The 24,580-nt window shown below is 42.7% G+C and carries 21 protein-coding genes; 9 read left to right on the top strand and 12 right to left on the bottom strand.

Annotation, left to right across the window (positions count from 1 at the left end; genetic code table 11):
- Window positions 1-68: 68 nt before the first annotated feature.
- From Q0788_RS07390 to ispH, 11 genes are all read right to left on the bottom strand, one after another.
- The gene (locus Q0788_RS07390) at window positions 69-380 is read right to left on the bottom strand and encodes a hypothetical protein (protein WP_201548793.1); all 312 of its coding nucleotides are present in this window, start codon (window positions 378-380) and stop codon (window positions 69-71) included.
- Window positions 381-601: 221 nt separating this feature from the next.
- The gene (locus Q0788_RS07385; RefSeq protein ID WP_298809185.1) at window positions 602-913 is read right to left on the bottom strand and encodes a hypothetical protein; all 312 of its coding nucleotides are present in this window, start codon (window positions 911-913) and stop codon (window positions 602-604) included.
- A gap of 144 nt (window positions 914-1,057) precedes the next feature.
- Window positions 1,058-1,456, bottom strand: a complete 399-nt coding sequence (locus Q0788_RS07380) for a hypothetical protein (RefSeq protein ID WP_298809182.1) — start codon at window positions 1,454-1,456, stop codon at window positions 1,058-1,060.
- Window positions 1,457-1,667: 211 nt separating this feature from the next.
- A complete protein-coding gene (gene rpe, locus Q0788_RS07375) occupies window positions 1,668-2,357 on the bottom strand; it encodes a ribulose-phosphate 3-epimerase (protein WP_101205795.1) in 690 nt (229 codons plus the stop codon).
- A gap of 114 nt (window positions 2,358-2,471) precedes the next feature.
- On the bottom strand, window positions 2,472-2,753 hold the full coding sequence (locus Q0788_RS13890) for a TIGR03643 family protein (protein WP_367179716.1): 282 nt from the start codon (window positions 2,751-2,753) through the stop codon (window positions 2,472-2,474).
- Between the two features lie 229 nt (window positions 2,754-2,982).
- Window positions 2,983-3,873, bottom strand: coding sequence for an S-formylglutathione hydrolase (fghA, locus tag Q0788_RS07365; protein WP_298809178.1), 891 nt, complete (start codon window positions 3,871-3,873; stop codon window positions 2,983-2,985).
- A 112-nt stretch (window positions 3,874-3,985) separates the two neighbouring features.
- Window positions 3,986-5,467, bottom strand: coding sequence for a C13 family peptidase (locus Q0788_RS07360; RefSeq protein WP_298809176.1), 1,482 nt, complete (start codon window positions 5,465-5,467; stop codon window positions 3,986-3,988).
- 319 nt (window positions 5,468-5,786) lie between these two features.
- Entirely contained in the window at window positions 5,787-7,748 is a 1,962-nt protein-coding gene (gene htpG, locus Q0788_RS07355; protein ID WP_298809174.1) for a molecular chaperone HtpG, read from the bottom strand.
- 534 nt (window positions 7,749-8,282) lie between these two features.
- Window positions 8,283-9,098, bottom strand: a complete 816-nt coding sequence (locus tag Q0788_RS07350; protein WP_298809172.1) for a thioesterase family protein — start codon at window positions 9,096-9,098, stop codon at window positions 8,283-8,285.
- 53 nt (window positions 9,099-9,151) lie between these two features.
- Entirely contained in the window at window positions 9,152-9,400 is a 249-nt protein-coding gene (locus Q0788_RS07345) for a hypothetical protein (protein ID WP_057761390.1), read from the bottom strand.
- A 59-nt stretch (window positions 9,401-9,459) separates the two neighbouring features.
- Entirely contained in the window at window positions 9,460-10,416 is a 957-nt protein-coding gene (gene ispH / locus Q0788_RS07340; RefSeq protein WP_102091898.1) for a 4-hydroxy-3-methylbut-2-enyl diphosphate reductase, read from the bottom strand.
- Between the two features lie 373 nt (window positions 10,417-10,789).
- On the opposite strand from ispH, the gene gmk reads away from it, so the two are divergent.
- The 8 genes from gmk (at window position 10,790) to Q0788_RS07300 (ending at window position 21,732) form a co-directional block, all read left to right on the top strand.
- A complete protein-coding gene (gene gmk / locus Q0788_RS07335) occupies window positions 10,790-11,416 on the top strand; it encodes a guanylate kinase (RefSeq protein ID WP_298809166.1) in 627 nt (208 codons plus the stop codon).
- Between the two features lie 165 nt (window positions 11,417-11,581).
- On the top strand, window positions 11,582-11,842 hold the full coding sequence (gene rpoZ / locus Q0788_RS07330) for a DNA-directed RNA polymerase subunit omega (RefSeq protein WP_057761396.1): 261 nt from the start codon (window positions 11,582-11,584) through the stop codon (window positions 11,840-11,842).
- A 339-nt stretch (window positions 11,843-12,181) separates the two neighbouring features.
- Window positions 12,182-14,380: an HD domain-containing protein gene (locus tag Q0788_RS07325; protein WP_057761397.1), complete on the top strand. Its 2,199-nt coding sequence runs from the start codon at window positions 12,182-12,184 to the stop codon at window positions 14,378-14,380.
- 113 nt (window positions 14,381-14,493) lie between these two features.
- The gene (locus tag Q0788_RS07320) at window positions 14,494-14,874 is read left to right on the top strand and encodes a RidA family protein (protein ID WP_057761400.1); all 381 of its coding nucleotides are present in this window, start codon (window positions 14,494-14,496) and stop codon (window positions 14,872-14,874) included.
- Window positions 14,875-15,048: 174 nt separating this feature from the next.
- Window positions 15,049-17,337, top strand: a complete 2,289-nt coding sequence (locus Q0788_RS07315) for a primosomal protein N' (RefSeq protein WP_298809162.1) — start codon at window positions 15,049-15,051, stop codon at window positions 17,335-17,337.
- Between the two features lie 217 nt (window positions 17,338-17,554).
- Complete coding sequence (locus tag Q0788_RS07310) at window positions 17,555-18,742, top strand: cation diffusion facilitator family transporter (RefSeq protein ID WP_298809160.1); 1,188 nt, start codon at window positions 17,555-17,557, stop codon at window positions 18,740-18,742.
- 307 nt (window positions 18,743-19,049) lie between these two features.
- Window positions 19,050-19,754: a hypothetical protein gene (locus Q0788_RS07305; protein WP_102091894.1), complete on the top strand. Its 705-nt coding sequence runs from the start codon at window positions 19,050-19,052 to the stop codon at window positions 19,752-19,754.
- Window positions 19,755-19,845: 91 nt separating this feature from the next.
- The gene (locus tag Q0788_RS07300) at window positions 19,846-21,732 is read left to right on the top strand and encodes a monovalent cation:proton antiporter-2 (CPA2) family protein (RefSeq protein WP_114700593.1); all 1,887 of its coding nucleotides are present in this window, start codon (window positions 19,846-19,848) and stop codon (window positions 21,730-21,732) included.
- A 58-nt stretch (window positions 21,733-21,790) separates the two neighbouring features.
- Here Q0788_RS07300 and Q0788_RS07295 read toward each other — a convergent pair whose 3' ends face one another.
- Entirely contained in the window at window positions 21,791-22,720 is a 930-nt protein-coding gene (locus tag Q0788_RS07295) for a DUF2628 domain-containing protein (RefSeq protein ID WP_298809157.1), read from the bottom strand.
- Between the two features lie 201 nt (window positions 22,721-22,921).
- Here Q0788_RS07295 and trmB point away from each other — a divergent pair, with 201 nt between their 5' ends.
- On the top strand, window positions 22,922-23,761 hold the full coding sequence (trmB, locus tag Q0788_RS07290; protein WP_298809154.1) for a tRNA (guanosine(46)-N7)-methyltransferase TrmB: 840 nt from the start codon (window positions 22,922-22,924) through the stop codon (window positions 23,759-23,761).
- Window positions 23,762-24,580: the final 819 nt, after the last annotated feature.

The following is a 24,580-nucleotide window of genomic DNA, read 5'->3' as shown; positions in this document are numbered from 1 at the left end:
AAACTATATCTTCAATCATTCGCTTTGACTGGTATTTGCTTTAACTGGTACTCAAAGATAACTAAAAATCAGCTGTAGTGTGTTGGTTCTTTATCATATACATGAGCGTGCCACTTACTCATCTGCTTTTGCATAATGACCTGAATCGCAGCATGAATCATGTGTTGACCAATGGCTTGAGTATCACTACCAAGTAGTTCTTTTAGTTTGTCAGAAAAATCGATAGTCATCAGCGGCGCTTCATCTTGTTCAGCATCACGCAATAACAATCTGCCATCATCTGCTTCCACCAACTCTAACGTGGTTTCTTTGGCAAATCCTGCAAACTGATCGCTATTCTCGTTATCTACTTCTATATCATTATCGATATCGTATGGCATTAATGTGTTCCTTATTATCCCGTTTAGTACTGGTAGAGAAACTAGTCATTGCAAAGCAGTCATTTCTTAAAAATAAACTCATTCGGCAAATCTATCGTCTTACAGTAACGCGGGTAAATCTGTCTTACTCATACAATGGACGCTTTAACACTGGAATTCAAGGGCTGTCACATAAGTCTTCGCTGTAAAAGCAAACTTGAATGCCATGTCATTTGTATATATTAGTGCCAATAACGTAATTTTCCTAATGTAAATAAGAAAGCAACGAACATCCCAAGGTAATAGACCAGCTTTAGCTCAAGGGTGGGATCACGGTATTTAAATGGCAGTGCAACGGTAGCCGTCGCAGTGGGCAATATCAGCAGCATAAGCAGCCAATTCTCAATGACATTTAGCCAACCTTGTAAATCAGTTCCGTGACGTAGTGACGCCAACCCCATTAACAAACAAGCGAGAATTAAGCTGGTAAATAAGCCATCTGGTAAATCTTTAGGATAGATAACTTTAGCAATACTGGCTGGTACGATTCTCATATAAAATTCCAGTCATGCTTGTAGAACATGGCTTAATGATTAAAAAATATAAAATATTACGACGTTATGTAAGCGCGAATAAACAATATAGGCGCGAATAAATAATAGAGACGCGAAAAAGCATTATATCTGCAGCTAAACAACTTAACTATAAGTACCCATCAGCCATAGCATCGATATACAAGAAGTCAAATAACCCAAACTAATCGCATTCCAACTCTCGATATGCAAGCCTTTAACTTTATTAAGTATGCGAGAGCCTACCCAAAAAAACAGCGGAATGCCTAGCATAAATGCAGGCACAATGACCGCTGCATGACGCAGCACGGTTTCAACATCATCACCCACCATCAGGCGAAAGCCATAACCTGCCAAGCTAAGTACCAGTGCAAACATCGCTAAGCCAATGGTAATACCTCTAGGCACCAAGCTGCGCTGCGGTGTTTCACTTTCAAGTGATTGCTTAGCCTGCTGGTTCAACGCTTCATGAGAGCCTGCTTGCTCAGAAGGTTCTGTTGAACTGCTAGAATTGTTTGTGTCCATATTTCACCTTTACGTGACTGACCGTTATATATAGTTGATTCAATTTAAAAGAGATAAAAGGCAACTGAGTGCAGATGTAACTGTGATACTTCAAGCGAGGTTAACGCTGTAGCTCTTTTATATCGGATTAACTATATAGTCATAAGTTATACAGCACATTCTAATATTATTATTGTATGGCTAATAGCGTTTATTAACCATACAACACTCGCTAGCTGTTGTTGGCTAATAACAACTCTGCGCGCATCTCATCGATAGCCGTTTTATAATCTTCTTGATTAAAAATCGCAGAACCCGCAACGAACATATCAGCACCTGCTTCAGCAATCGCACGTATATTACTGGCTTTGATACCGCCATCAACTTCCAATCGAATATCTCGACCACTGGTAATAATACGCTGACGTACTTGACGGACTTTGTCTAAAGTACTATCGATAAACGACTGTCCACCATAGCCTGGGTTCACACTCATTAATAAAATTTGATCTACTTTATCCATGACATAATCAAGATAATGTAGTGGTGTCGCTGGATTCAATACCAAACCACACTCTGCACCGCCATCTTTGATCAACTGAAGTGAGCGATCGATATGAGCGCTGGCTTCAGGATGGAAGGTAATGATACTAGCACCCGCTTCCAAAAACTGCTCGATCATACTATCGACAGGTGAAACCATCAGATGTACATCAATTGGCGCTTCAACACCATAGTCACGCAATGCCTTACAAATCATGCTACCAAACGTCAAATTGGGTACGTAATGGTTATCCATCACATCAAAATGAATCACATCGGCACCCGACTCTAGTACCTTCTCCACTTCTTCGCCCAACCGCGCGAAATCAGCTGAGAGTATCGACGGTGCAATAAGATAAGGTTTAGCAGGACTGTTCATAATTGAGCTACCTAATTCATGTTTATATAAGATATTGATAAATTAAAAAGAAAATCCTAATTGGCTCACATATATTGCAAGCCCTTTATGTACTGATGTTAAATACTTAATGGTTTAGCGCTGCTTGTATTGAGTTTTGCAATAAGCACGGCCAACTTCAAAAGAGCGCTTTGCTTCATGCTTGGTAGCACGATTGCTTACTCTCTGACGCCATAAGCGAAAAGATGACGGCTTTAACTCTTGGCGCATGAGTTTAATAACTCCAGTCTCATCGAGACCGTAGCTATGCTCTATGGCACCAAATGGCGTTCTATCTTCCCATGCCATCTCTATCACGCGAGATATTTGTACATCATCAAGTACTCTATCGCCAGCATCGTTGGCGGTTTTTGCAATCAGCTCTTCTGACTTAGCTTGAGACACTTCATCACTATAATCAATGCTACGTTGTTTTTTTTGTAGAGCAGCATCCATATCAGCTTGCATAGTCGCTTTTGTAGAGCTCGTATCTGCTGACTTATTCTTTGAATTAGAAGCTGTCAAATCTTGATAACTTGCCATAAAAATCACCTTCTGAGCATGAATGGAATATCGAAAAATGTATCACGGTCATCTGCAGGACATCTTAGCTCATTTGAGCCATATGCCAATGATGTTCGATATGATCATTAATCACCGTTTGGATAAAATAATAGCTGTGGTCATGCCCCGCTTGATAGCGTAATGTTAAGGGCTGTTCGGCTTTTGCACAAGCATCTTGTAGTTTAGAGGTCTGTAGCTGGCCTTCTGCTAAGAAGTTATCAGCTGCGCCTTGATCAACCAAAATGCTCGAATACTGCTGACCGACCTTTTCAATCATCTGTGAGGCGTCCGCTTGTGCCCATAGAGACTTATCATCACCGAAATACTCTATGTAAGCGGCTTGCCCCCATGCAGACTCACTCGCCGCACATACTGGCGATAAAGCCGATACGCTGACAAACTTACTTGGGAACTTAAACCCTAGCAATAATGCGCCGTGACCACCCATTGAGTGTCCTGTGACACCGATACTGTGAATAGGAAACTCTGAACGTAGTAAGTCATATAGCTCATCAACGATATAGCTTTGCATATTGAAGTTATCTGACCAAGGCGCTTGGGTCGCGTCAACATAATAGCTAGCGCCTTGCCCGACAAAATAGCGATCATCGTTTGGTACATCGCTGTCTTCACTACTTCTAGGCGAAGTATCAGGTGCGATAAGTATCATACCAAGCTCGCTGCATTTTTGCTGAAAATGCGCTTTATGAGTGACATTATCAGCATTACATGTCAAACCTGATAGGTACAATATCGCAGGACAACGTCGTCCAGCCAAGGCTTCATCAGGTAGATAAATACTAAACGTCATAGAGGTTTTGGTAGATGTCGACTCGTGACTATAATAATGCTGCTCACCGTTAAAGCAACGATTCACGCTTTTTTGGGTAAGCTGTTTATTGGTAGATAAACTATGACTATAGGAATTTTGCATGAGTGATATCCTTTTATTCAAAATAGAACCAATGGTGATGTTTAATAAATGCTTATCATCTAATAGTAAATCTAATATTGGAATTTATTAAATGCTAAATCTTACTTTGTGCTTATTCAACGGCTATTTCTATTTCGTCTACCGATAGATTAGTAGCACTGTCAGGTGGAATATTAACCGTTGTAGAAGTAGCATTATTTGTAATACTAGCAACGGATGGGCGCGCCTTATCAAACAATACTTGCTCAAACGCAGGCAATGCCGTCTCCATTAAGCTACCAATGACCATTTGCGGCTCCGATGGCTCAAAGCCCATGGCGCTCTCACGCTCATTGACCCGTATACTGGCATCCTTAAAAGCCGACTCAAAACTGATATTCCCTCGTAGGCTTTCAGCAAAAAATGCTTGACCAAAATAGGTCATCTCAGCTGTGTTGGTGCAGCCAAACGATGCTTTGTCAGCGGCTGATGCAGTAATAACTACCGTGGTTGGCGATGCCAATTCGTCAATAAACGAACCTGAGTAGCAAGCAGACACCACAATCACACGCCAACGAATACCAGATGCGTCTAGCGCATCACGCAACCATGTAGCATCTAAATTATCCATCGCAAGCGGCGGATTTGCCAACTGGACGATATCCTGATTACCATGTGAAGACAACGTCAGGAACAACACATCTTCATCAGCATTCATCTGCTGACCGATTTTCTTTAGACCGCGCAAAATGCTGGTCTTAGTAGCAATTGGCTCATCGAGCCAACTATAAGTATTATTAATCAGCGATAGTGAATGCCCGCTGGTACCAAAGCGTACATCAAACAACTCGCGCACTTTATTAATCTCGGAGCGAAAGACATTTTGATCAGAGAATCCTGCCACTCCCATAAAGTACCAGTCGGTTTTGCCATCGATACTTGGGTCTATACTATCCAATGCTTGCTGTAATAGGCGCGGCTGCTGATATAGTGCCGCCTCTTCTAATACAGGCTCTACAGGTATTTGCTTAAAGATCGGCTGGTCTGCGACATTACGCTGCCAGATAGTCAGCAACGCTACCGCGCCAACCAATACAATGATTCGCTCCCACCATGGTATGCGCAGACGACGGGAGAAAATCCACAATAGAGCTAGCGTTTGCCATAAGAACAATACTAAAAACAGTACTGGTAAGAACGAATAACTCCAATTTGGCAACCAACCATAGCTACCAAAAAACTGCACCAAGCTCTGCAATAGAGCTGACAATGTATCAGCGACCAACCATAATACTACTGGTACAAATACCAATGCTTGGTTACTCGCTCGCCGAGCCAAAATGATACCACCAAGCAAAATAATCATCGGCCAGATCAAATAACTGACCAATCCTTGCTCATTAAATATGCTGCCACTTTCAGCAGCTAACCATGAAAACAAGACATTACTACCAAGCGCCAATAATGCAAATATGGCAAACTGTACAAAAGTGGGTTTAACCCAAGAAAAAGCCCGTGTTGAGCCCACTAGCATCCACAAGGTTGCAATAATATTGGCAGCGAAATTCAGCGAAAAACGCTGAAGCGAGACGGTTTTTAACGACGTAAGTGACAAAGACTTAGACCTCTAGCCAGTCGAGAAAAATAAAATGACTCAATGATAATTATCTTAATGTAACAGCCGCGCGGTGCAATCAATTGACGATTTTTTGTACAGCATGCAGACATCGATTTATATTGAATTCACGATGGAGTGATTATAGAAGATGACTAGCACTGCCTAATATTTTAGCTCGCTAATCTATCGCGATTGTAACGGATTGTCGGTTAAGAGGATAAGGCTGATTTGTAAAATTCACTCAAATTTGGCTAAAAATTCAAATAAAAAAGGAGGCCTCTTATATAAAGCCTCCTTTTTTGCTAATTACTAAACATTATCTCATCAATAGCTCATTGACGCGTTTTAGGTAAGCGGCTGGATCGTCTAGCTGACCACCATCTGCCAATAACGCTTGATCAAAAATGACTTGCGCCAGATCATCGAATTGCTCACTGCTCTCAAGCTTCTTAATGAGTGGATGATCAGGATTTACTTCTAGCGTTGGCTTACTTGCTGGTACGTCTTGACCCATTTGTTGTAGCATCTGGATCATTTGTGGTGATAACTCACCTTCACCTACAACCAAACAAGCTGGACTATCGACTAAACGAGTAGACACTTTGACGTCTTTAGCACGCTCGCCCAATACAGCTTTTAGTTTATCAACAACAGGCTTTAGCGTTTCTTGGGCTTTCTCCGCTTCCGCTTTTTCTGCTTCATCTTGCAAGTCGCCTAGGTCTACTGCGCCTTTTGCGATGTTTTGCAGCGGTGTCTCATCGAATGAGGTCAAGAAGTTCATTGCCCATTCATCAACACGGCTGGTCATCAAGATAACTTCGATGCCTTTTTTCTTGAATAACTCAAGTTGCGGGCTGTTTTTCGCAGCGGCTAGGTTATCAGCGGTGAGGTAATAGATGGCTTTTTGGCCATCTTTCATACGGCCTTTGTAGTCTTCAAAGCTCGTCACTAGACCGTCTTGGGTGCTAGTTGCATAACGCAATAGCTTAGCAATACGTTCTTGATTGCCTGCATCTTCGCCTAAACCTTCTTTGATGACATCACCGAACTCTGTATAGAACTGTGCAAATTTTTCTTGCTTGTCACTGTCTTCGCTATTAGCAAGACTTGCGAGTAAGGTCAAGATACGGCGAGCGTTACCATCACGGATAGATTTTACATCGCGTGACTCTTGTAGTAGCTCACGGCTCACGTTCAATGGCAAATCTGCTGAATCAATCACACCTTTCACGAAACGCAAATACATCGGTAGCAATTGCTCAGCTTCGTCCATGATAAAGACGCGCTTCACATATAGCTTTAGACCATGCTGCTGCTCACGAGTGTATAGATCAACTGGCGCTTTTTTAGGGATATATAGTAGCTGCGTATACTGTACGCGACCCTCTACACGGTTATGCGTCCAAGTAAGCGGCGCATCCATGTCATAAGAAATATTCTTATAAAAATCGACATACTCATCATCTTCAATTTCAGAGCTTGAGCGAGTCCATAGTGCACTGGCTTTGTTGATTGTTTCCCACTCATCAGTGAGTACCATCTCGCCACCAGCAGGCGTGTCGTCGTTCTCGTCTTCTTTTACATCTTCTTGCCAAATCTCTTTACGCATCTGAATCGGCAAGCTGATATGGTCAGAGTACTTATTAACCAAGCGCTTGATTTTGCTGCGATCTAAGTAGTTATCTTCGCCCTCGCTATATTCTTCTTTTAGATGCAAAGTAATCGCCGTACCGCGCATTTCTTTGGTAATAGGCTCAACAGTAAAGCTGCCAGTACCATCTGATACCCAGCGCACGCCTTTATCCGCAGGCTCGCCCGCTTTACGTGACTCAACACTGATGGTATCAGCCACAATAAAACCTGAGTAAAAACCAACACCGAACTGACCAATCAATTGTCCGTCTTGTTTCTGTGATTCAGACAATTTGTCTAAAAACGCCTTGGTGCCTGATTTAGCAATCGTACCTAAGTTTTCGATTGCATCGGCTTCGTTCATACCAATACCATTGTCGGTAAAGGTAATAGTTTTGGCAGCTTCATCAACAGCGATGCGGATTTTTAATTCGCCATCATCTTCATAAAGGCTATCATCATTTGTGCCTTCAAAGCGCAACTTATCACAAGCATCCGACGCATTAGATACCAACTCGCGGACAAAAATATCAGCGTTAGAATATAGTGAATGCGTTACCAAATGCAGTAACTGCGCCACTTCAGCTTCAAACGTATGTTTTTTTAATTCTGGATTCAGACCTTCAGCTTGAGTTGCTTCACTCATAAAAACTCCTTTAAATTCTATGAAAGACCTATTATCAGATAACGATACACTCACCAAAGATGCTCTAATAATATTAGAGAACCCGCCGTATGCAATCCCGTTAAACTGTCTATACTAATAGGGGCATTGAGAAAAAATTCAAGCTCAAAATCTTTATTCAATAAAAAACACCGCGCTTGTTTACCAAGGCGGTGTTCTGGTATCAGTTGTTTGTTTGCTTGGTTTTTACTTACTTGGTTATTTAATTGCTCAGTCATTTTCTGATATAGCAATCAAAGTGCAAACAACAGCAACTACTCTGAATATGCTTCTATCAATCTATCCCAGAGAGTCGTCAGCTTTTTTGAAAATTGAGTATGGGTTTTCATAGTAACCTCTATGTCGATTAACATCGGCTTGTTAGTAATATTATCTTTTTAGTAATATTGTCTTGTTAGCTACTATTAAAACCATTTCCCTATTATTTGTATAATTAATTGATTACAACGTATCATTTCATTTTTCAAAACTATAAAATGGCTGACTCTTAGCCTTTTAACGTGGCATCGGGCGAATAGTAAGGATTTGCTCACTACGACCAAAAGGCCCATGTACATCGTGCAATACTGCACTGGTCAGTCCGATACCATCATCGCCATATTGTTGTACAGCCTCGATACCGAGCCAACGACCTTTTGGCGAGCGATGCATATGGATTTGCAAATCAGTATTGGGAAACATCCACTCCAACTTAGATAAACCAAGACCCAATCTTGGTACAACACCATTGGCAGTATCGACCATACCTAACAGATGCACCAAGTCATCAGTCGGCTCGCCTTCAATCATGTCGAGATCATTGGTAATCCATACCATACCGCGACCAGCACGACGGTCTTCTGTCGCTACTAGACGTACGCTCTCGATAAAGCCGCCCGGCCAGCCTTTCATACCTTCCCAAACTGGCAGTTCTTCAGGTTTATATTCTGCTGGTTGATCTTCAAGTCCAGCAATCTCACTGGTATCTTGGGTAATCAGTCGCCACGCTCTTGCAATGATAGCATCGCGACCACGGCTACTCATGACCGCTTCGACCAGCTCAATAGTCTTGCCCGGTCGGATACAGCGAGTAGTAATAGTAAAATCGTCAAGCGGTATTAGCCCCAAGATATCAAGGCTCACACGTGCGATACGAGTATTGGGTTGTGGCGCAAAGCTGTTGATCTCAGCTGTCAGTAGGCCTGTTGCTGGTGCCATATGCTGCTCATGCTCATTCCAAGCACCTTGTGCATGCTTGGTTGGCTGATAATGCGCCACACTGACACCGTCTTCTTGTAATTCTCGTTTAACAAATTTGTAATAAGCAGTCATAGCTATCCTATATTTGGCACTTTCATCTGTATTTTTTATTTATGCTTGTATTTCTATTTATGGATAAGCTCTTGTTTTCTTAGCGTAAGAATACGGCGAGCTTTTTGTATGAAAAATAACAAACAGATCATGACTACTGCGAGCATCGCGTAGAAAAAGCTTTTTTCTGCCATAAACTTCATAATATTCATAAACAACACAAAAACTACTGCTGCCATCACTAGCATATTAAGTTTTAGTTGTTTGTTGACTTCAGCGAGCGTGGCCTCTGCCAAGACAAATCTGGCTTTTGGTTCTTTCATGCGACCTTATCCATATCAATGATGGTTCATACAAATATAAATACAAACACGAATATTAGTTACTTACCAACCTGAGTAACAGGAATCCGCAGCGCTTTCGGCAGACTAAACGTTACATTTTCTTCAATACCAGATAGTTCACTAGGTAGATCGCCACCCCAGTCTTGCAGCTGTTGCAATACTTCTTGGATCAACACTTCGGGCGCGGATGCACCAGCGGTCACGCCTATACTCTGCACACCATCTAACCAACGCTTATCCATCTCACTGGCATTATCGATTAGGTACGCTCGGCAATTCATACGCTCGGCAAGCTCACGCAAGCGATTGGAGTTTGATGAGTTTGGCGAACCAACCACCAAGACTACTTCACAGCGACTGGCCAAATCTTTTACCGCATCTTGGCGGTTTTGAGTAGCATAGCAAATGTCGTCTTTGCGAGGGCCTTGGATACTAGGGAATTTTTCACGTAGCGCATCGATAACGCGCGCAGTATCATCCATCGACAAAGTTGTCTGAGTCACAAATGCCAAGCGTTCAGCATCTTGTACAGTCAATGCGGCCACATCACCTTCATCTTCGACCAGATGAATCTGCCCACCATGGCGACGATTGAAGCGCCCCATCGTACCTTCGACTTCCGGATGTCCTGCATGTCCTATCAACACTGCATCCATGCCATCTTGAGCGAACTTTGCCACTTCGATGTGTACTTTAGTCACTAACGGGCATGTTGCATCAAACACAGTAATATCACGGCGACCAGCCTCATCTTCAACTGCTTTAGACACGCCGTGAGCAGAAAAGATAACAACAGATCCATCTGGCACTTCGTGAAGCTCTTCAACAAACACCGCACCACGATTGGCCAAGTCTGACACCACAAACTTATTATGCACAACTTCGTGACGGACATAAATAGGCGGCTCAAAACGTGTCAATGCTTCATTAACAATCGCAATTGCACGGTCCACACCAGCACAAAATCCACGGGGATTGGCAAGATAAATTTGCATAAAAAGGCCTATCATTGGATAATTTATAGTTAAAACGTATTTTTGAATTTTTTATTCAAAAGTTGAGGCGAAATCAATGCCCTACTTTAGCATAATTTGCTTTTATCGCTCTCTAAAATAGCTGTCTACTCATAGCAATATTTTATAGGCAAACCTCAGCATACTCACGACATATTGCAAAACCAGCTTTAAGTTGTATAAAAGCAGTTTATAATAATGCATCTATTATAATTTCTATCGCCATACATGATGGCGTTTTTTATTTTTTCCAGTCTTTGTTTTTGACTGAGGCACTGCTTAACTTTTTATCAACACACATTTATTACGATACATTTTACGAGTTACTAAGACACCTTCTATTAGGATAAATTGTATGACAGGTTCATTATTCATCGTTACTGCCGCTTCAGGTACTGGCAAGACCTCACTGGTCAAGCAGTTGCTTGCTACCACCAATGACTTAACGGTCAGTGTCTCACATACGACTCGCGCACCACGCCCAGGCGAGATTGATGGTCAGCACTATCATTTCACAGATACCGATAGTTTTACCAATGGTATCAATGCGGGTCTATTTCTAGAGCATGCTGAAGTATTTGGTAACTACTATGGCACGTCAGAGGAAAGTGTCCGTACCCAGCTAGCGGCGGGTATCGACGTTATTTTGGAGATTGACTGGCAAGGCGCGACGCAAATCAGAAATATCTTTCCCGATGCCATTATGGTTTTTATTCTACCACCTAGCATTGCGACATTACGTCAACGTCTCTCAACCCGCGCGCAGGATTCTGTAGAAGTTATAGAGCGCCGTCTAGCTGGCGCGGTCACCGAAATGGCACAATATGTGAATGCTGACTATGTAGTGATCAATGATAATTTTGACGTAGCCTTAGCTGAGCTAAAAGCCATTATCGTGGCCGACAGGCAGACGCTTGGTCGTCAGCAACAGCGCTATCATCGCACGATTAGCAACTTGCTAAACACTCAGATAGAAGAGTAAACTACGCAACAAGCAGCTAATCTCGTAAGTAGATATAAAAAGCAACTACGCGACTTGGCAAAAAATGCTATAATATTTAGCTATCCCCCTTTATATTTTTGATATTATTTTTATTGAGTGGCGGGCAAGGTCCGTTACTAATAAAAACAACCGAGGTAGCTATTTATGGCACGAGTGACGATTGAAGATTGTTTGGATAATGTTGATAATCGCTTTGAGCTAATTTTGGTCGCAAGCAAACGCGCCCGTCAATTGGCCAAAGGTATTGCCGAGCCGTTGGTTGACGTTGATAACGACAAGCCTACAGTATTGGCATTACGTGAAATTGCCGCTGGCAAAATCACACGCGATATCCTAAATCAGCCAGAGCATAATTTTGCTACTAGCTCATTAGATTTAGCATTGTCAGGCGACCACAGCTTCTAATAAGCTGTTTTGATAAGATGTATTTTATAAAGCCAATAGCGTTTTTATAAAATAAATACACATCTTGATCAACTATAGAGACCACAGCATAGGCTGTGGTTTTTTGGTTGTAATAATAATGTATTGGCTATTTTGGTCACCATTTATCCCCAAAATAGACCACTGAGTGAAATTTTTTCATCGCCCACACGCTTATCAGTTGACATTGAAAGCGATTTGCGATTAATTAGAGAATGGCGTACTCATCCTTAAGTTTTGTATGGTAGGTCATTATTTAGCCTCCATTTGCTTCGGTAAGTGGCCCAACAAGTAGGTCATGGAAAATAGGATCATCATTTTATGAGTCAAACCCTACCCAAACTCAGTCATCACCTCGTCGATGATGCTCAATATAATTTACTACGTTCGGTAGGTTATCTCACTGCTGCTGAGCGCCGTGATATTGTTGATGCTTGTGAGTTCGGAGATATTGCGCACATTAAAGACAAGCGCAAATCAGGGGAACCTTATATCACGCATCCAATCGCTGTCGCTGAGATTCTAGCGGGCTTTCGCTTAGATCGAGATACTATTATTGCAGCAATTCTGCATGATACGGTCGAAGACACCGAAGTTAGTGATGAGCAAATCAAGCAGCGTTATGGTGAAATTGTATCAAGACTGGTTGATGGTGTGACCAAACTAAAATCATCTTCACATAATAAGCAGCAAAATAAAGCGGCCACCTTTCATAAAATTCTAACCGCCACCCTCGCCGACCCGCGTGTACTCATTATCAAGCTTGCTGACCGTCTACATAATATGTCTACGCTTGACGCGGTACGTCCTGAAAAACAGCGTACCACAGCTCAAGAAACCTTGGATTTTTATGTGCCATTTGCCCGATTAATGGGTCTGAATGATATTGCTGACTATATCGAAGTATTGTGTTATCGCAATTTAGACTCTGATATGTACAATAAGCTGTCCGATAAACTGCTACAGCATGGGCTTGGACGAAACTTTCAAAGAGAGTCCATTCATCGTTATTTGAGTATCGTGCTAAACAACTTGGATCTCAATGGTCTGGTCAAAGTATTAGACAATCGCGTGGTCATATATCGTCAGTTTTTCCGCAATCGCGGTGAGATTAATGCGCTACTGCGTCACTATGCGTTTGAAATCGTCCTCGACAATATTGAAGCATGCGACAAACTGGCCTATTACTTAATCAAAAAATATCAGATTGATGATACCCATATTGCGGATAATATTCGTCGTCCGCTGCCAGGTGGTAACCAGTCCCTCACCCTCATCTATGAGCGTGATAATGATGTAGTAAAAGTCACTATATTGACTAAGCAAATGCAGAGCGCTGCAAGACTTGGGGTCATCGGAGCAGAGCACGCATCTGATGTCAGTCAGTCGGTTATCCAAGCGTCATTGCGCAACATGAAAGATTTGGTCGATGAAGACAACCTGAACGAAAACAGTCCTGATTTCTCAGCAGCAGTCTCTACCATTAATGAGCTGATGGATTATCTACACTCTAGTAAAATCATTTGCTACAGTCCCCAAGGGCGTGCTTACGAGCTTCCACAGGGCGCAACGGCGCTAGATTTTGCCTACGCGGTTGGGCCTATGATTGGTAACGTTGCCGTTGGTGCGAATATCGATGGTAAAGCTGCAAAGCTCGGCACCGTGGTAAAAAATGGACAGTCCGTTGAGATAGAAGTGAACAGTCACTCAGAACCAAAAGCCGAGTGGTTGGGATTTGTAGTGACCAACAAAGCCCGTGAAGAGATTTTACGTTGGTTCAAAGATCTGTCTGTCGCTGACAAACAACACCATGGCAGACAAGCCTTAGATCGTGCACTCCGAACGCATCAGAAAAGCTTTGATGATTTGACAGACGCAGACTGGAAAGACCTGACTGAATGGCGCGGTCTAACTGAAAAAGATGCGTTGTTTGAACAAATAAGCTCAGGTACGCTACTTCCTCAGCTAGTCGTGACACGTTTGTTTAGCGACGAGCTAAGCGACCTACAGGCGAAAGTACATAGCGATGACATGACCCAACCGCAACAGTTGATTGCAAATGCTGCTGGCGTCGAGCTTGATTTTGCCAACTGTTGTCATCCGATATATGGCGACCCTATCGTAGGACATTTATCACGTCATGGTTTGGTCGTTCATCGACATAAGTGTTTCTCACTGGACGATATCCGCAAAGACAATCCTTATCAGGTGATCCAATTACGTTGGCGCAATGACAATGCAGTCAAACAAGGTGACATCGGCGAGCATGACCTAAAAAACAGCGGCAAGATTCGTTTTCCTGCTTATTTAAAGCTCTCTATTGCCCTTAGTGACGAGCAAATCAGTGAAGTTATCTATCACTTACGCCAGCTCAATATGGGTGTTGAAACTGTTGATGTTCGCAATACTGACACCATCATTCATATCGTGGTACGTAGTCGCAACCACTTAGCACAGGGCATTCGTGAATTACGCTCGCTGCTAGGTTTCCCTAACATTATAAGGTTATATCAATTATAATAAGCGCATTTGCTGATTTGCATCACTGCTATAATTGTGATGCAAATAGCTAAAATAGAACTGCTATTCTAGTAGCAATGAATCACTCACATAAAATATAAAAGGGACACCCCATGACTCGTCAAACTATCCAAACTGATAAAGCACCTGCAGCGGTCGGCACCTATTCACAAGCTGTAAAAGTCGGCAATACTGTTTATATCTCAGGTCAGCTTGGTTTTGATCCTGACACGATGGAACTAAGAGAAGGTTTTAAAGCACAGGCTGAGCAAGTATTTGAAAACATCAAAGCTATCTGTGAAGCAGCTGGTGGCAGTCTAAATGACGTGGTCAAATTCAACGTATCTTTGACGGATTTAAGTGATTTTGCTGTTTTAAATGAAGTGTTTGTCGCCAATCTAAGCGAGCCATATCCTGCCCGCGCTGCCGTCCAAGTAGCTGCTCTACCTAAAGGTGGTGTGGTAGAAATCGAGTCTATTCTTTATATCGAATAAGACGATATCGAATGCTTAATATTAGGTGCTAATTGTTAAGCCTAATTATTCAGTGCTAATTTTAGCAACAGCCTATAAGTTATATCACAATAAGCTTAGCATCATGCTAAGCTTATTGGTCTCCGTTCTATTATTCTGAACTCATATTCACCTAATAAGACTGCGAAGCCGTTTATGTTGGTACAAGTTGCTCTGCCCGTTCCCCTTTATCGGGTGTTTGACTATAGCCTACCAGCTGATATGCTTACTTTGCCAAACAGTGCGATACCGCAAATCGGCAGCCGTGTTGAGGTTTCGTTTGGTCGTCAGACTCTGATTGGCATTGTGATTGCTCATATTTCACAAGACGATAGCAGCGTACCTGCTAATAAGATCAAACCCATTAATAAATGTCTAGATGCTGAGCCTATTTTGGACGCTGGCATGCTCAAGCTTGCCTATTGGTTAGCCCGCTATTACCACTATCCGCTTGGCGACGTGTTAGCAGTTATCCTGCCAAGCCTTGTCCGTCAAGGCAAACCATTAGACTTGCTGATTACCCATTGGCGGATTTTGCCTCATATCACTGATGATGATTTTCGAGCCAATGCTAAGAAACAAAAGCAGCAGTTCGATATGCTAAAGCTACATGGTCAGCACGGTGCAAGCGAAGATGTATTGCTACTAGAAGGGATGCAACGAGCATTTTTAAAGACGCTAGAAGATAAAGGATTAGTTGAGCGCTATATTCAGCCAAAACAAGCACCTACTCCAGTCAAACTGGCAAAAATGCCACTTGATCTCAATGATGAGCAGAAACTTGCGGTTGACGCTATTATCGCTGCCCATAAGTCCGATACTTATACTGGTTTTCTGCTCAACGGTATTACTGGTAGTGGTAAAACCGAAGTTTATCTGCAAGCGATGCAAGCTGTACTAGAGGCTGGTAAACAGGTTCTTATTTTGGTACCAGAGATTGGCCTCACACCGCAAACGCGGGCAAGATTTGCCAGTCGGTTCGCAGCCCACATTGTGCTATTGCACTCTGGCATGACCAATACTCATCGCTTACAAGGTTGGCAAGACTGTCGCACGGGTCATGCACAAATCGTGATCGGTACACGTTCAGCTGTGTTATATCCGTTTGCAGACTTAGGCTTGATTGTTGTTGATGAGGCGCATGATGGCTCGTATAAGCAACAAGACACGTTACGTTATCATGCCGCTGATGTCGCTCTCTATCGAGGTTTGCAGTACAAAATCCCAGTGATACTTGGTACTGCCACACCTTCTCTTGAGCATTTAAAATTGGTCGATGATGGCAAACTATCAGAATACCAACTGCTTACTCGTCCAGGTAATGCCAAGCCTGCAACCATGCAGCTGATCGATGCTCGCTTGCAAAGTACCCATCAACAGGCTCAAGATGATGGTGCGCGCTATGATACAGGGCTGACGGATGCCATGATCGGGGCGATACGGCAAACGCTAGAAGCCGGTGATCAGGTATTGATATTTTTAAATCGTCGTGGCTATGCGCCTGTTCTATTGTGTGAAGCTTGTGGCTGGCAAGCTGATTGTCCGCGCTGTGACGCTCACCTGACCGTTCACTACAATAGCCAATCCCAGCGAAACAGTTATTCAAGCAACTCTCACTTAAAATGCCATCATTGCGATTGGCAAGCCTATATCCCTACCGTATGCCCTGATTGTGGCAGTCAAAATCTGGATGCCAAAGGTATGGGAACGACAAGGCTCAGCGAAAATCTACACGCAATCTTTGCTAATCCCCAAACCAGCAAAGAGCTCTATCCAATTATTCAAATAGACCGTGATACCACAAGACGTAAAGACAGCTGGGAAAACATTTATGAGCAAATTAATAAAGGCAACCCTGCCATATTGGTCGGTACACAGATGGTTGCCAAAGGTCATCACTTCCCCAACGTTACGTTGGTTTGCTTACCCAATGCCGATCGCGGATTTTTATCAGCAGACTTTCGCTCACCAGAGCATACCGCACAGCTCATGATTCAGGTGGCTGGCCGTGCTGGTCGAGGTGACAAAGCTGGCCGCGTATTGATTCAAACGTTGCAACCTGATAACGAGTTACTATTAAAACTGGTCAAAGACGGCTACTTGTCATTCGCGCGCGAGTTATTGCAAGAGCGTCAAATGATGGGCTTGCCTCCTCATCGACATGCGGCATTGATACGCTGTGAAGGCAAAACATTGGTAGCTACTACTCAAGCGCTCAAGGATGCTATTGCGCATTTGCCTAATGCTCATAACCTCGCTGTTCTCGGTCCTATTGATGCGCCCATGAGTAAAAAGAACAGCCGCTACCATGCACAGCTTTTGCTACTGGCTAAAGACCGTCGTCAATTGCACCATGTGTTAGGACAGTGGTGGCAGCCAGTGCTTGCCCTACCAAGCGCTAAATACCTTAAGCTTACTTTGGACATTGATCCTGTCGGTTGGTAATTCTCATTCAGCTCTCAACAAATGGGTGCATATCTTTCTGCTTCTCCTCTCATTATGTTTACTTCGTCGTTACAGCTTCTCATGCTTGGCTATGTTAAATTTATAACTATCAAATGGTATGCGATAAAGGCTCTATGCCTACTTTACCCATAGCAAGCATCACTTATCAGTAAGCACCATCTATCGAACGCAACTATCAGCGAATTTGAGTATTATTATGAATCCAAATAATCCAAACTCTGACGAGCACAATCATAGCCAACAGCATGATAATACGGATGTGCCTAAGTACGTTCGCGAAGATGAAGAAAATAACTACACTCAAGAAAATCAAGGCCATCACGATCATGATGAGCATCTAGAACAAACAACCACAGCACGAGATACCAAAGGCTATCAGCGTACCTTGCTGTTCAGCTTTATTATCATTACTGGTTATATGTTTATCGAAGCCATTGGTGGTTGGCTTACCGGTAGTTTAGCCTTGCTATCTGATGCAGGGCATATGTTAAGCGATGCGATAGCGCTTGGCGCCACTTTGGTCGCATTTAAAATTGGCGAAAAAGCAGCCACCCACCAGAAAACTTTCGGCTACAAGCGCTTTGAGATATTAGTTGCTACGGTAAATGGTGCAACACTTGTCATAATCGCTTTGATGATTTTTTATGAAGCGATTAAACGCTTTAACTCACCGCCAGAAATTGCGACCCAAGGCATGCTTATCGTGGCGACTATCGGTATGCTGATTAATATTCTGGTCGCTTGGCTAATGCACCGAGGTAGTCAAGGTGGCGAGTCACACGGCCATAATCATAGTCATGGTACGGATGATGCCAAGGTCACAGAGCAGAAACCTAATAATGCAGAACCCGTTAACCTCAATATGCAAAGCGCCTATTTGCACGTATTGAGCGATTTGTTAGGGTCAGTGGCTGCGATTATCGCTGCACTGCTCATGATGGGTTTTGGTTGGGTATGGGCAGACGCAGTGGCATCAGTAATCGTTGCTGTACTTATTTTAATCAGTGGCTACCGCGTCGTACGTGATTCTGTGCATATATTAATGGAAGGGACGCCTGCCAATATATCGCTAGTCGATGTGGAGCAAAAATTACTCGAAGACTCTCAAGTACAAAAGGTACATGACCTACATGTTTGGAGTATTACTAGCGGACTTAATGCACTCTCTTGTCACGTAGTAGTGGATGGTGAGATGAGTATCCATGAATCAAATATTCTAATTGCCAGTCTCGAGCAAAGACTGCTGGAGCTTGGTATTCACCATGCTACTATTCAGGTCGAAAGCTCGTCTCACCCGCAGAATATCTCACATAGCGATGCATTGGTCTGTGATATTTCGGGACAGCTACCTGATGGTAATAGTCATATTGGTCATAATCATTGATGATACATTTTCAGCTCAATGATTGAATAAAGAGATCAGTAATTCGAATTATAACTTAGCAAATACAAGTATAGGCATCTGATGCTGGCTCATACTAAAAGTTACGTAGAATTAGAACTAGAATCTAGATCACATTAAAGCAGTCGTGGTTTACGACAAAATTTTGCTTTATTCAATTTAAAAAACTTAAGTCCGAATCGGCTTATGTGGTTATAATAACTATTATAAAGTTTTGTTTAGCACCCCAGTTAATTTTTATAATCATACTTTTTGGTATTTTCACTCTATCTATTGATGATACAACACTATGTCTAGACGCTCAGCACCCTTTGTCGCCCCAGACTATATCGATGATCCTGCATCAAAAGATGGCAAAAAACACGCCAAAGTTTTGTTATCAACGCTGCAAGAAGACATTGCAAACTTTCGTAATGAACAGTTTCCACCTGATATTTTGCGCCAAATCCGTGATATGCCTATTTATGAAGGCAACTTAGCCGAAGTCCAAACCTATCAGCAACGTTGGCAAAATCTACTTGAGCGTGCAAAGGACTTTTATCCAGCAGCCAATATGCCACCTGACTATCTACCGCTCCCTGCCAGCCTTGAAATACCACAATTCATCTATCACGTTCAGCGTCTACATTTAACTAAGACACGCGCTAAAGAATCTAAAAGCTTTGGATCAGTAGGCGCCCTGACTGATAAATGTGGTCAATATACGGATGATGAAATTGAGCGCATGACAGCAGTGCTAGAAAATGACGAGGAAGCGCGACTGGTAGCGCACCGTGAATTTATCGATCTGCGTGCTTATGTTTTTTGTCGTGATAGTAAGGGCGAAATGCTAGAGCCTGAGCGAGTACGCTTTTATCGTACTGGTCTTATTGTACATGCCCTGCCTGACTTTAAGATTGTAGATAGTCGCCAGACACCGCGTAAACGCCGCAACGATGCTTATAATAATCCGCTTGCAGACAATGGTGTGTGGAAAATTTATCGCAAAAAATAATCGATACTAGCGCGATATCGTTTTAGTCATACTGATTTTAGTCACGTCCATTTTATATTGTATATTTTATTCAAATTTTTAAGGAGCCCAGATGTTTGCTGCCGCCGCCGGCTCACCAAATCTCATGTTGCAAGCCACTATTTTTTTGGGAGCAGCATTGCTCTTTGTCCCTCTCGGTAAACGCTTCGGCATTGCAACAGTTTTAGGCTACCTCATCACTGGACTCATATTGGGCCCAAGTGGCTTGGATGTGGCAGGCGACGCTGAAAGTCTATTGCACTTTTCAGAGTTTGGCGTGGTCATGCTGCTGTTTATTATCGGGCTTGAACTCCAGCCTTCGCGTCTCTGGGCATTACGCCGCTCTATATTTGTATTGGGCGGTTTGCAGGTCGGTTTGACTGGTACGCTACTGATGTGGCTATTACATCAGTTTTTCTCCTTACAACTAGATACTGCCTTTATCGTTGGTTTTGGTTTAGCTCTATCTTCTACCGCGTTTGTACTACAGATACTGACTGAAAAGCAGCAGCTTTCAAGCACCCATGGTCGAGAAGCTTTTACTATCTTATTATTCCAAGATATTGCGGTCATTCCATTATTAGCAGTCATTCCGTTCTTATCAGGGGTGCGTGAGCAAAGCTACGATTTAATTTATTTTGGTAAGGTATTTGCTGTCTTTGCCGGTCTGATTTTTGCCAGCCGTTACGTGGTTCGACCCTTCTTTAAATTTGTGGCTTCCAGTGGTGCATCAGAACTACTGACAGCGGTCGCGCTATTTATCGTGATGGGCGTGTCTATCTTGATGGGTCAAATCGGTCTATCAATGGCATTAGGTGCATTTTTGACAGGTGTGTTGCTCGCTGATTCTGAGTATCGTCACGAATTAGAAGCCAGTATCGAACCTTTTAAAGGGTTGCTATTAGGTCTATTCTTTATGTCAGTCGGTATGCTTACCGACGTCAAACTCATTTTGGCAGAGCCCATCTTTATTATTGGCTGTGCCCTCGCCTTGATGTTTATCAAGTTTGCAGTGATTGCAGGTATTGCCAAAGTATCAGGCAATCGCTGGCCTACCAGTATCCGATTGGGTGTGACCCTAGCCCAAGGTGGTGAGTTTGCCTTCGTCTTGTTCAGTGTCGCTACTGCCCAAAATGTCTTGCGTCCCGAACTTGCCAATACTCTTAACTTAGTCGTTACCATCTCGATGGCGCTAACACCTCTGGCATTCTTGTTATTAGAAAAAGTGGGTGAGCCGCTATTTGCCAAGAGCAAGCCGAGCCGCGAATACGATACCATTCCCGATCATGAACATCAGGTCATTATTGCAGGCTTCGGCCGTGTCGGTCAGATTATTGGCCGTGTACTGCGCATGCATAATATCGAATTTACCGCCATCGAACGCTCCGCAAACCGAGTAGATTTTGTAAGAAAATTCGGTAACCAAGTCTATTATGGCGATCCGAAAAACCCTGAGATTTTACGAGCAGCAGGTATTCAAAAAGCGCGAGTGTTTATTCTTGCCATCGATGACTTAGAACGCTCTATCACCACCGCTCAATACTTACGTAAAAATTATCCTGAACTGATTGTATTAGCAAGAGCGCGAGATCGTCAGCACTATTATCGTTTGCGTGAAGTTGGCGTACGTCATATTTGGCGTGAGACTTATTTGTCGTCTTTGGACATGTCACGTGAATCACTACAGTTATTAGGTATCTCACCAGAAAAAGCGCGAGAAACAGTAAAAACGTTCCGTGATTATGATGATGACTTGATAGAACGCCAACAAGCTATCTACGATGATGAAGCCAGCATGATTGAATCCGCGCAATCAGCAATGGCTGAGCTTGAAAGCTTGTTTGACGAAGATATTGGTAAAGCGCGTAAAATGGATTTGACCGATTTTTATGAAGCGTTAAAGAGCCAAGCAACACCAGTTGAGGAAAAGGATGATACTGCAACGGACTCTAAGCATTAGCTCTAAGAATCAGCTCTCAGCACTAGCAACATCTACAAACAATCGTGAAGTGCAGCCCCTAATCAGCTATGCAGTTTTTAGGGGTTTGTTTTTTATTCAGTGAGCTGGTGCAATCCCAGTTATCACTATCTGGTATATGATAAAAGACCAGCGTCTGCTCGTTTAAGTAGCGTATTGGAAACGTCACGTTCTGAATCGTTGCCACTACCGCACAGTCAGTTTCTGGCACACCAGCAGCCTGAGTATCGACATGCATGCGTATTTGCTGCTGCTCGGTACTAAGTGGCAAATTTACTGGGCACTGCCCTGTCTGTTGATAAATCAACGCCACTCGATTTTGGGCATTCTTTGCAATATCATAAGCATCAAACAACACTTCGTTTGCTTTTGGCTTGGCAATAATCGGTAAAAACTGCACCTTAATTACCAATAGCGAAAACGCAAAAAAACCAAACCCTAATGCCAGTCCGAACAAGCTAACGCCACCTTCTCTTTTCAGATGTGCCTTCTGTGCTGACTCATCTCGCGGATGATCATTTATCGCATCAGCGATCTCACGCCTTGCCATACGGTAGTAATACGCATCAGTCCAGCGTGCCACCATAAACGACCAAAACAGCCAAATAACGGCAGCAATACCGATACGTGTTGCCATCTGATAAGCATCTGGTACATAGGACATCGCTACAAACTCAAAGGCAACTAGCACCAGTGCCACATTTAGCTGGATAAAAGACCACCCTGCGACACTATAGACAATCGCATCCATATAGCGCTTGCGATATAGCAGCCACGGAAAGGTGATAAAAAACGCAGCCCAATGCCATTTTGGTGACAGATAACCTTGCTGATCAAACTGCTCAAAACGTTTGAGATAATAACGCTGGGTACGATTACCGATGAACCACTTGTCTAACTGCTTACGTTTAGTAGGTGTTAACGACTCTTGATAAAATGGTGGCGGTGAATCGGTCTCGATAAATAACATGGCAACACGCTCTACTTACTGACTCTTAGAAAAAGCATTTGAAAAATACCATTATATGATAACGCTAAAACCCGTGTGTAACATAGAGAAACCACAGCACCGACCAGCAAATACGCGAAAATAGGATTGTCCGTTCACAGTTGTATGGATTTAACTTATAATAAGCAAACATCACCCACCTAATTAAGCCTTACGAATCCTATGAGTCAACATTCTGATATCAATGACAACGTCAATAGTACCAATACTACTGATGAGCAAACCCTTAATAGCACAAGCGAGCCTATCGATATCGATAACAGCACCAACCAAGAGGTAGAACCGACCTCTGACAAGCATATCCGCATCGTCAATACGTTTATGAAGCGCCGTACGCACATGAACAAAAACGCCGAGCTTGCACTAACTGCTCCAGAATTTTCTGAGTATTTGGTCAACAACAGTTTTGGTGATGGCGATCTTACCGGTATTGACAACCTACGTACGTTATTCGCTGATAGCCCTAACGGTCCAGATGCGCCGCTTACGGTAGAGATTGGTTTTGGCTTGGGTGATTCGTTTATTGAAATGGCGGCCGCTGACCCTACTCGTAATTTTGTCGGTGTAGAAGTACATGAGCCTGGTATTGGTAAATGTGCGTATATGGCAGGCACCCAAGATTTAAACAACGTAAAAATCATCAATGGTGATGCCATTCAATTGCTCAAGCAGCTACCAGAAAACCATATCGACCGTATTCAGCTATACTTCCCTGACCCATGGCAAAAGAAGCGTCACTATAAGCGTCGTTTTGTCAGTCCTGAACGTATGACCATCGTTACACGCAGCTTAAAACAAGGCGGCTGGTTCCATACAGCAACTGACTGGGAGCATTATGCATTTTGGATGGTTGAAGTATTGGATGGTTTCGCTGGATTGACCAACAAAGCAGGTACAGGTAATTTCACTGAGCGTCCTGACTTTCGTCCAATGACTAAGTTTGAGCGTCGTGGCCTCGATCGTGGGCATGGCGTCTGGGATTTGATCTATATCAAAGACTGATCAATACAGCTCTACTTTTAAGTGTTTTGACAAAGCGGCTATCTGATGTAGCCGCTTTTTTGTGGCCTTCTATAAGCTATAGAAAATATCTCTAAAAATACTAGACATTCTATGCATAACTATGTCTACTGACATCTTAGGTGTATATCTTGAGTCATACTCCTGACTTTTAATGCCTATAGTATGACTATGCATAAAAAAAGATAAATTTATAATTTGTGAAACATAGCGCTCATAGCGTTGTTTATAGACAAAACTGCTTCTCTAAAGTGATTAGAAACGAAATATAAAATCCGTTCCTAGCACTAATAATCTACGTAAACTTATGTATTATAAGGCTTTACAGAGTTCTCCCCATAAGCTGTGGATAACCCTGTGCATAAGTCACTACTTGACAACTTTATAGCTAAGCAACTTAAAGGATAAGGTAAAATCGTTCATTTTTTGTACAATTTATAAAACCTTTAAAATCAAATACTTATATTAAATTCACACACATAAAAAATTATTTTAAATAATTTCTAAAATAATTTAATTATTCATAATGTTTCACAATCAGTGAAAATAAGCCTTTTATTTGTTGTGGACAACTCCTAAATCTATTGACAAGCACAGTCATAATCAGGTTCAAAACAACAGCGACCTATCGCATCCTTTCTACAAGTTTTCAGCCTCATACCATACGACAGATAGTGTCGTCTAGCATCCCTCAACGCTCATTATAGTGCTTTGCTTTTGTTATAATTACCTTATCAAATCAACAGTGTTAAGAAGTTGAGTCAAGTAATTAGCATGCCAAGTCTGACTTAAAAACAACGA

The organism is uncultured Psychrobacter sp., assembly GCF_947500265.1.
Lineage (GTDB): Bacteria > Pseudomonadota > Gammaproteobacteria > Pseudomonadales > Moraxellaceae > Psychrobacter.
This window is presented reverse-complemented; position numbering and strand designations above follow the sequence as displayed.

Coding starts and splice junctions, on each gene's coding strand:
- Q0788_RS07390 (WP_201548793.1), bottom strand. CDS start 380: ATGCCATACGATATCGATAATGATATAGAAGTAGATAACGAGAATAGC.
- Q0788_RS07385 (WP_298809185.1), bottom strand. CDS start 913: ATGAGAATCGTACCAGCCAGTATTGCTAAAGTTATCTATCCTAAAGAT.
- Q0788_RS07380 (WP_298809182.1), bottom strand. CDS start 1,456: ATGGACACAAACAATTCTAGCAGTTCAACAGAACCTTCTGAGCAAGCA.
- rpe (WP_101205795.1), bottom strand. CDS start 2,357: ATGAACAGTCCTGCTAAACCTTATCTTATTGCACCGTCGATACTCTCA.
- fghA (WP_298809178.1), bottom strand. CDS start 3,873: ATGCAAAATTCCTATAGTCATAGTTTATCTACCAATAAACAGCTTACC.
- htpG (WP_298809174.1), bottom strand. CDS start 7,748: ATGAGTGAAGCAACTCAAGCTGAAGGTCTGAATCCAGAATTAAAAAAA.
- Q0788_RS07350 (WP_298809172.1), bottom strand. CDS start 9,098: ATGACTGCTTATTACAAATTTGTTAAACGAGAATTACAAGAAGACGGT.
- Q0788_RS07345 (WP_057761390.1), bottom strand. CDS start 9,400: ATGAAAGAACCAAAAGCCAGATTTGTCTTGGCAGAGGCCACGCTCGCT.
- ispH (WP_102091898.1), bottom strand. CDS start 10,416: ATGCAAATTTATCTTGCCAATCCCCGTGGATTTTGTGCTGGTGTGGAC.
- gmk (WP_298809166.1), top strand. CDS start 10,790: ATGACAGGTTCATTATTCATCGTTACTGCCGCTTCAGGTACTGGCAAG.
- rpoZ (WP_057761396.1), top strand. CDS start 11,582: ATGGCACGAGTGACGATTGAAGATTGTTTGGATAATGTTGATAATCGC.
- Q0788_RS07325 (WP_057761397.1), top strand. CDS start 12,182: ATGAGTCAAACCCTACCCAAACTCAGTCATCACCTCGTCGATGATGCT.
- Q0788_RS07320 (WP_057761400.1), top strand. CDS start 14,494: ATGACTCGTCAAACTATCCAAACTGATAAAGCACCTGCAGCGGTCGGC.
- Q0788_RS07315 (WP_298809162.1), top strand. CDS start 15,049: ATGTTGGTACAAGTTGCTCTGCCCGTTCCCCTTTATCGGGTGTTTGAC.
- Q0788_RS07310 (WP_298809160.1), top strand. CDS start 17,555: ATGAATCCAAATAATCCAAACTCTGACGAGCACAATCATAGCCAACAG.
- Q0788_RS07305 (WP_102091894.1), top strand. CDS start 19,050: ATGTCTAGACGCTCAGCACCCTTTGTCGCCCCAGACTATATCGATGAT.
- Q0788_RS07300 (WP_114700593.1), top strand. CDS start 19,846: ATGTTTGCTGCCGCCGCCGGCTCACCAAATCTCATGTTGCAAGCCACT.
- Q0788_RS07295 (WP_298809157.1), bottom strand. CDS start 22,720: ATGTTATTTATCGAGACCGATTCACCGCCACCATTTTATCAAGAGTCG.
- trmB (WP_298809154.1), top strand. CDS start 22,922: ATGAGTCAACATTCTGATATCAATGACAACGTCAATAGTACCAATACT.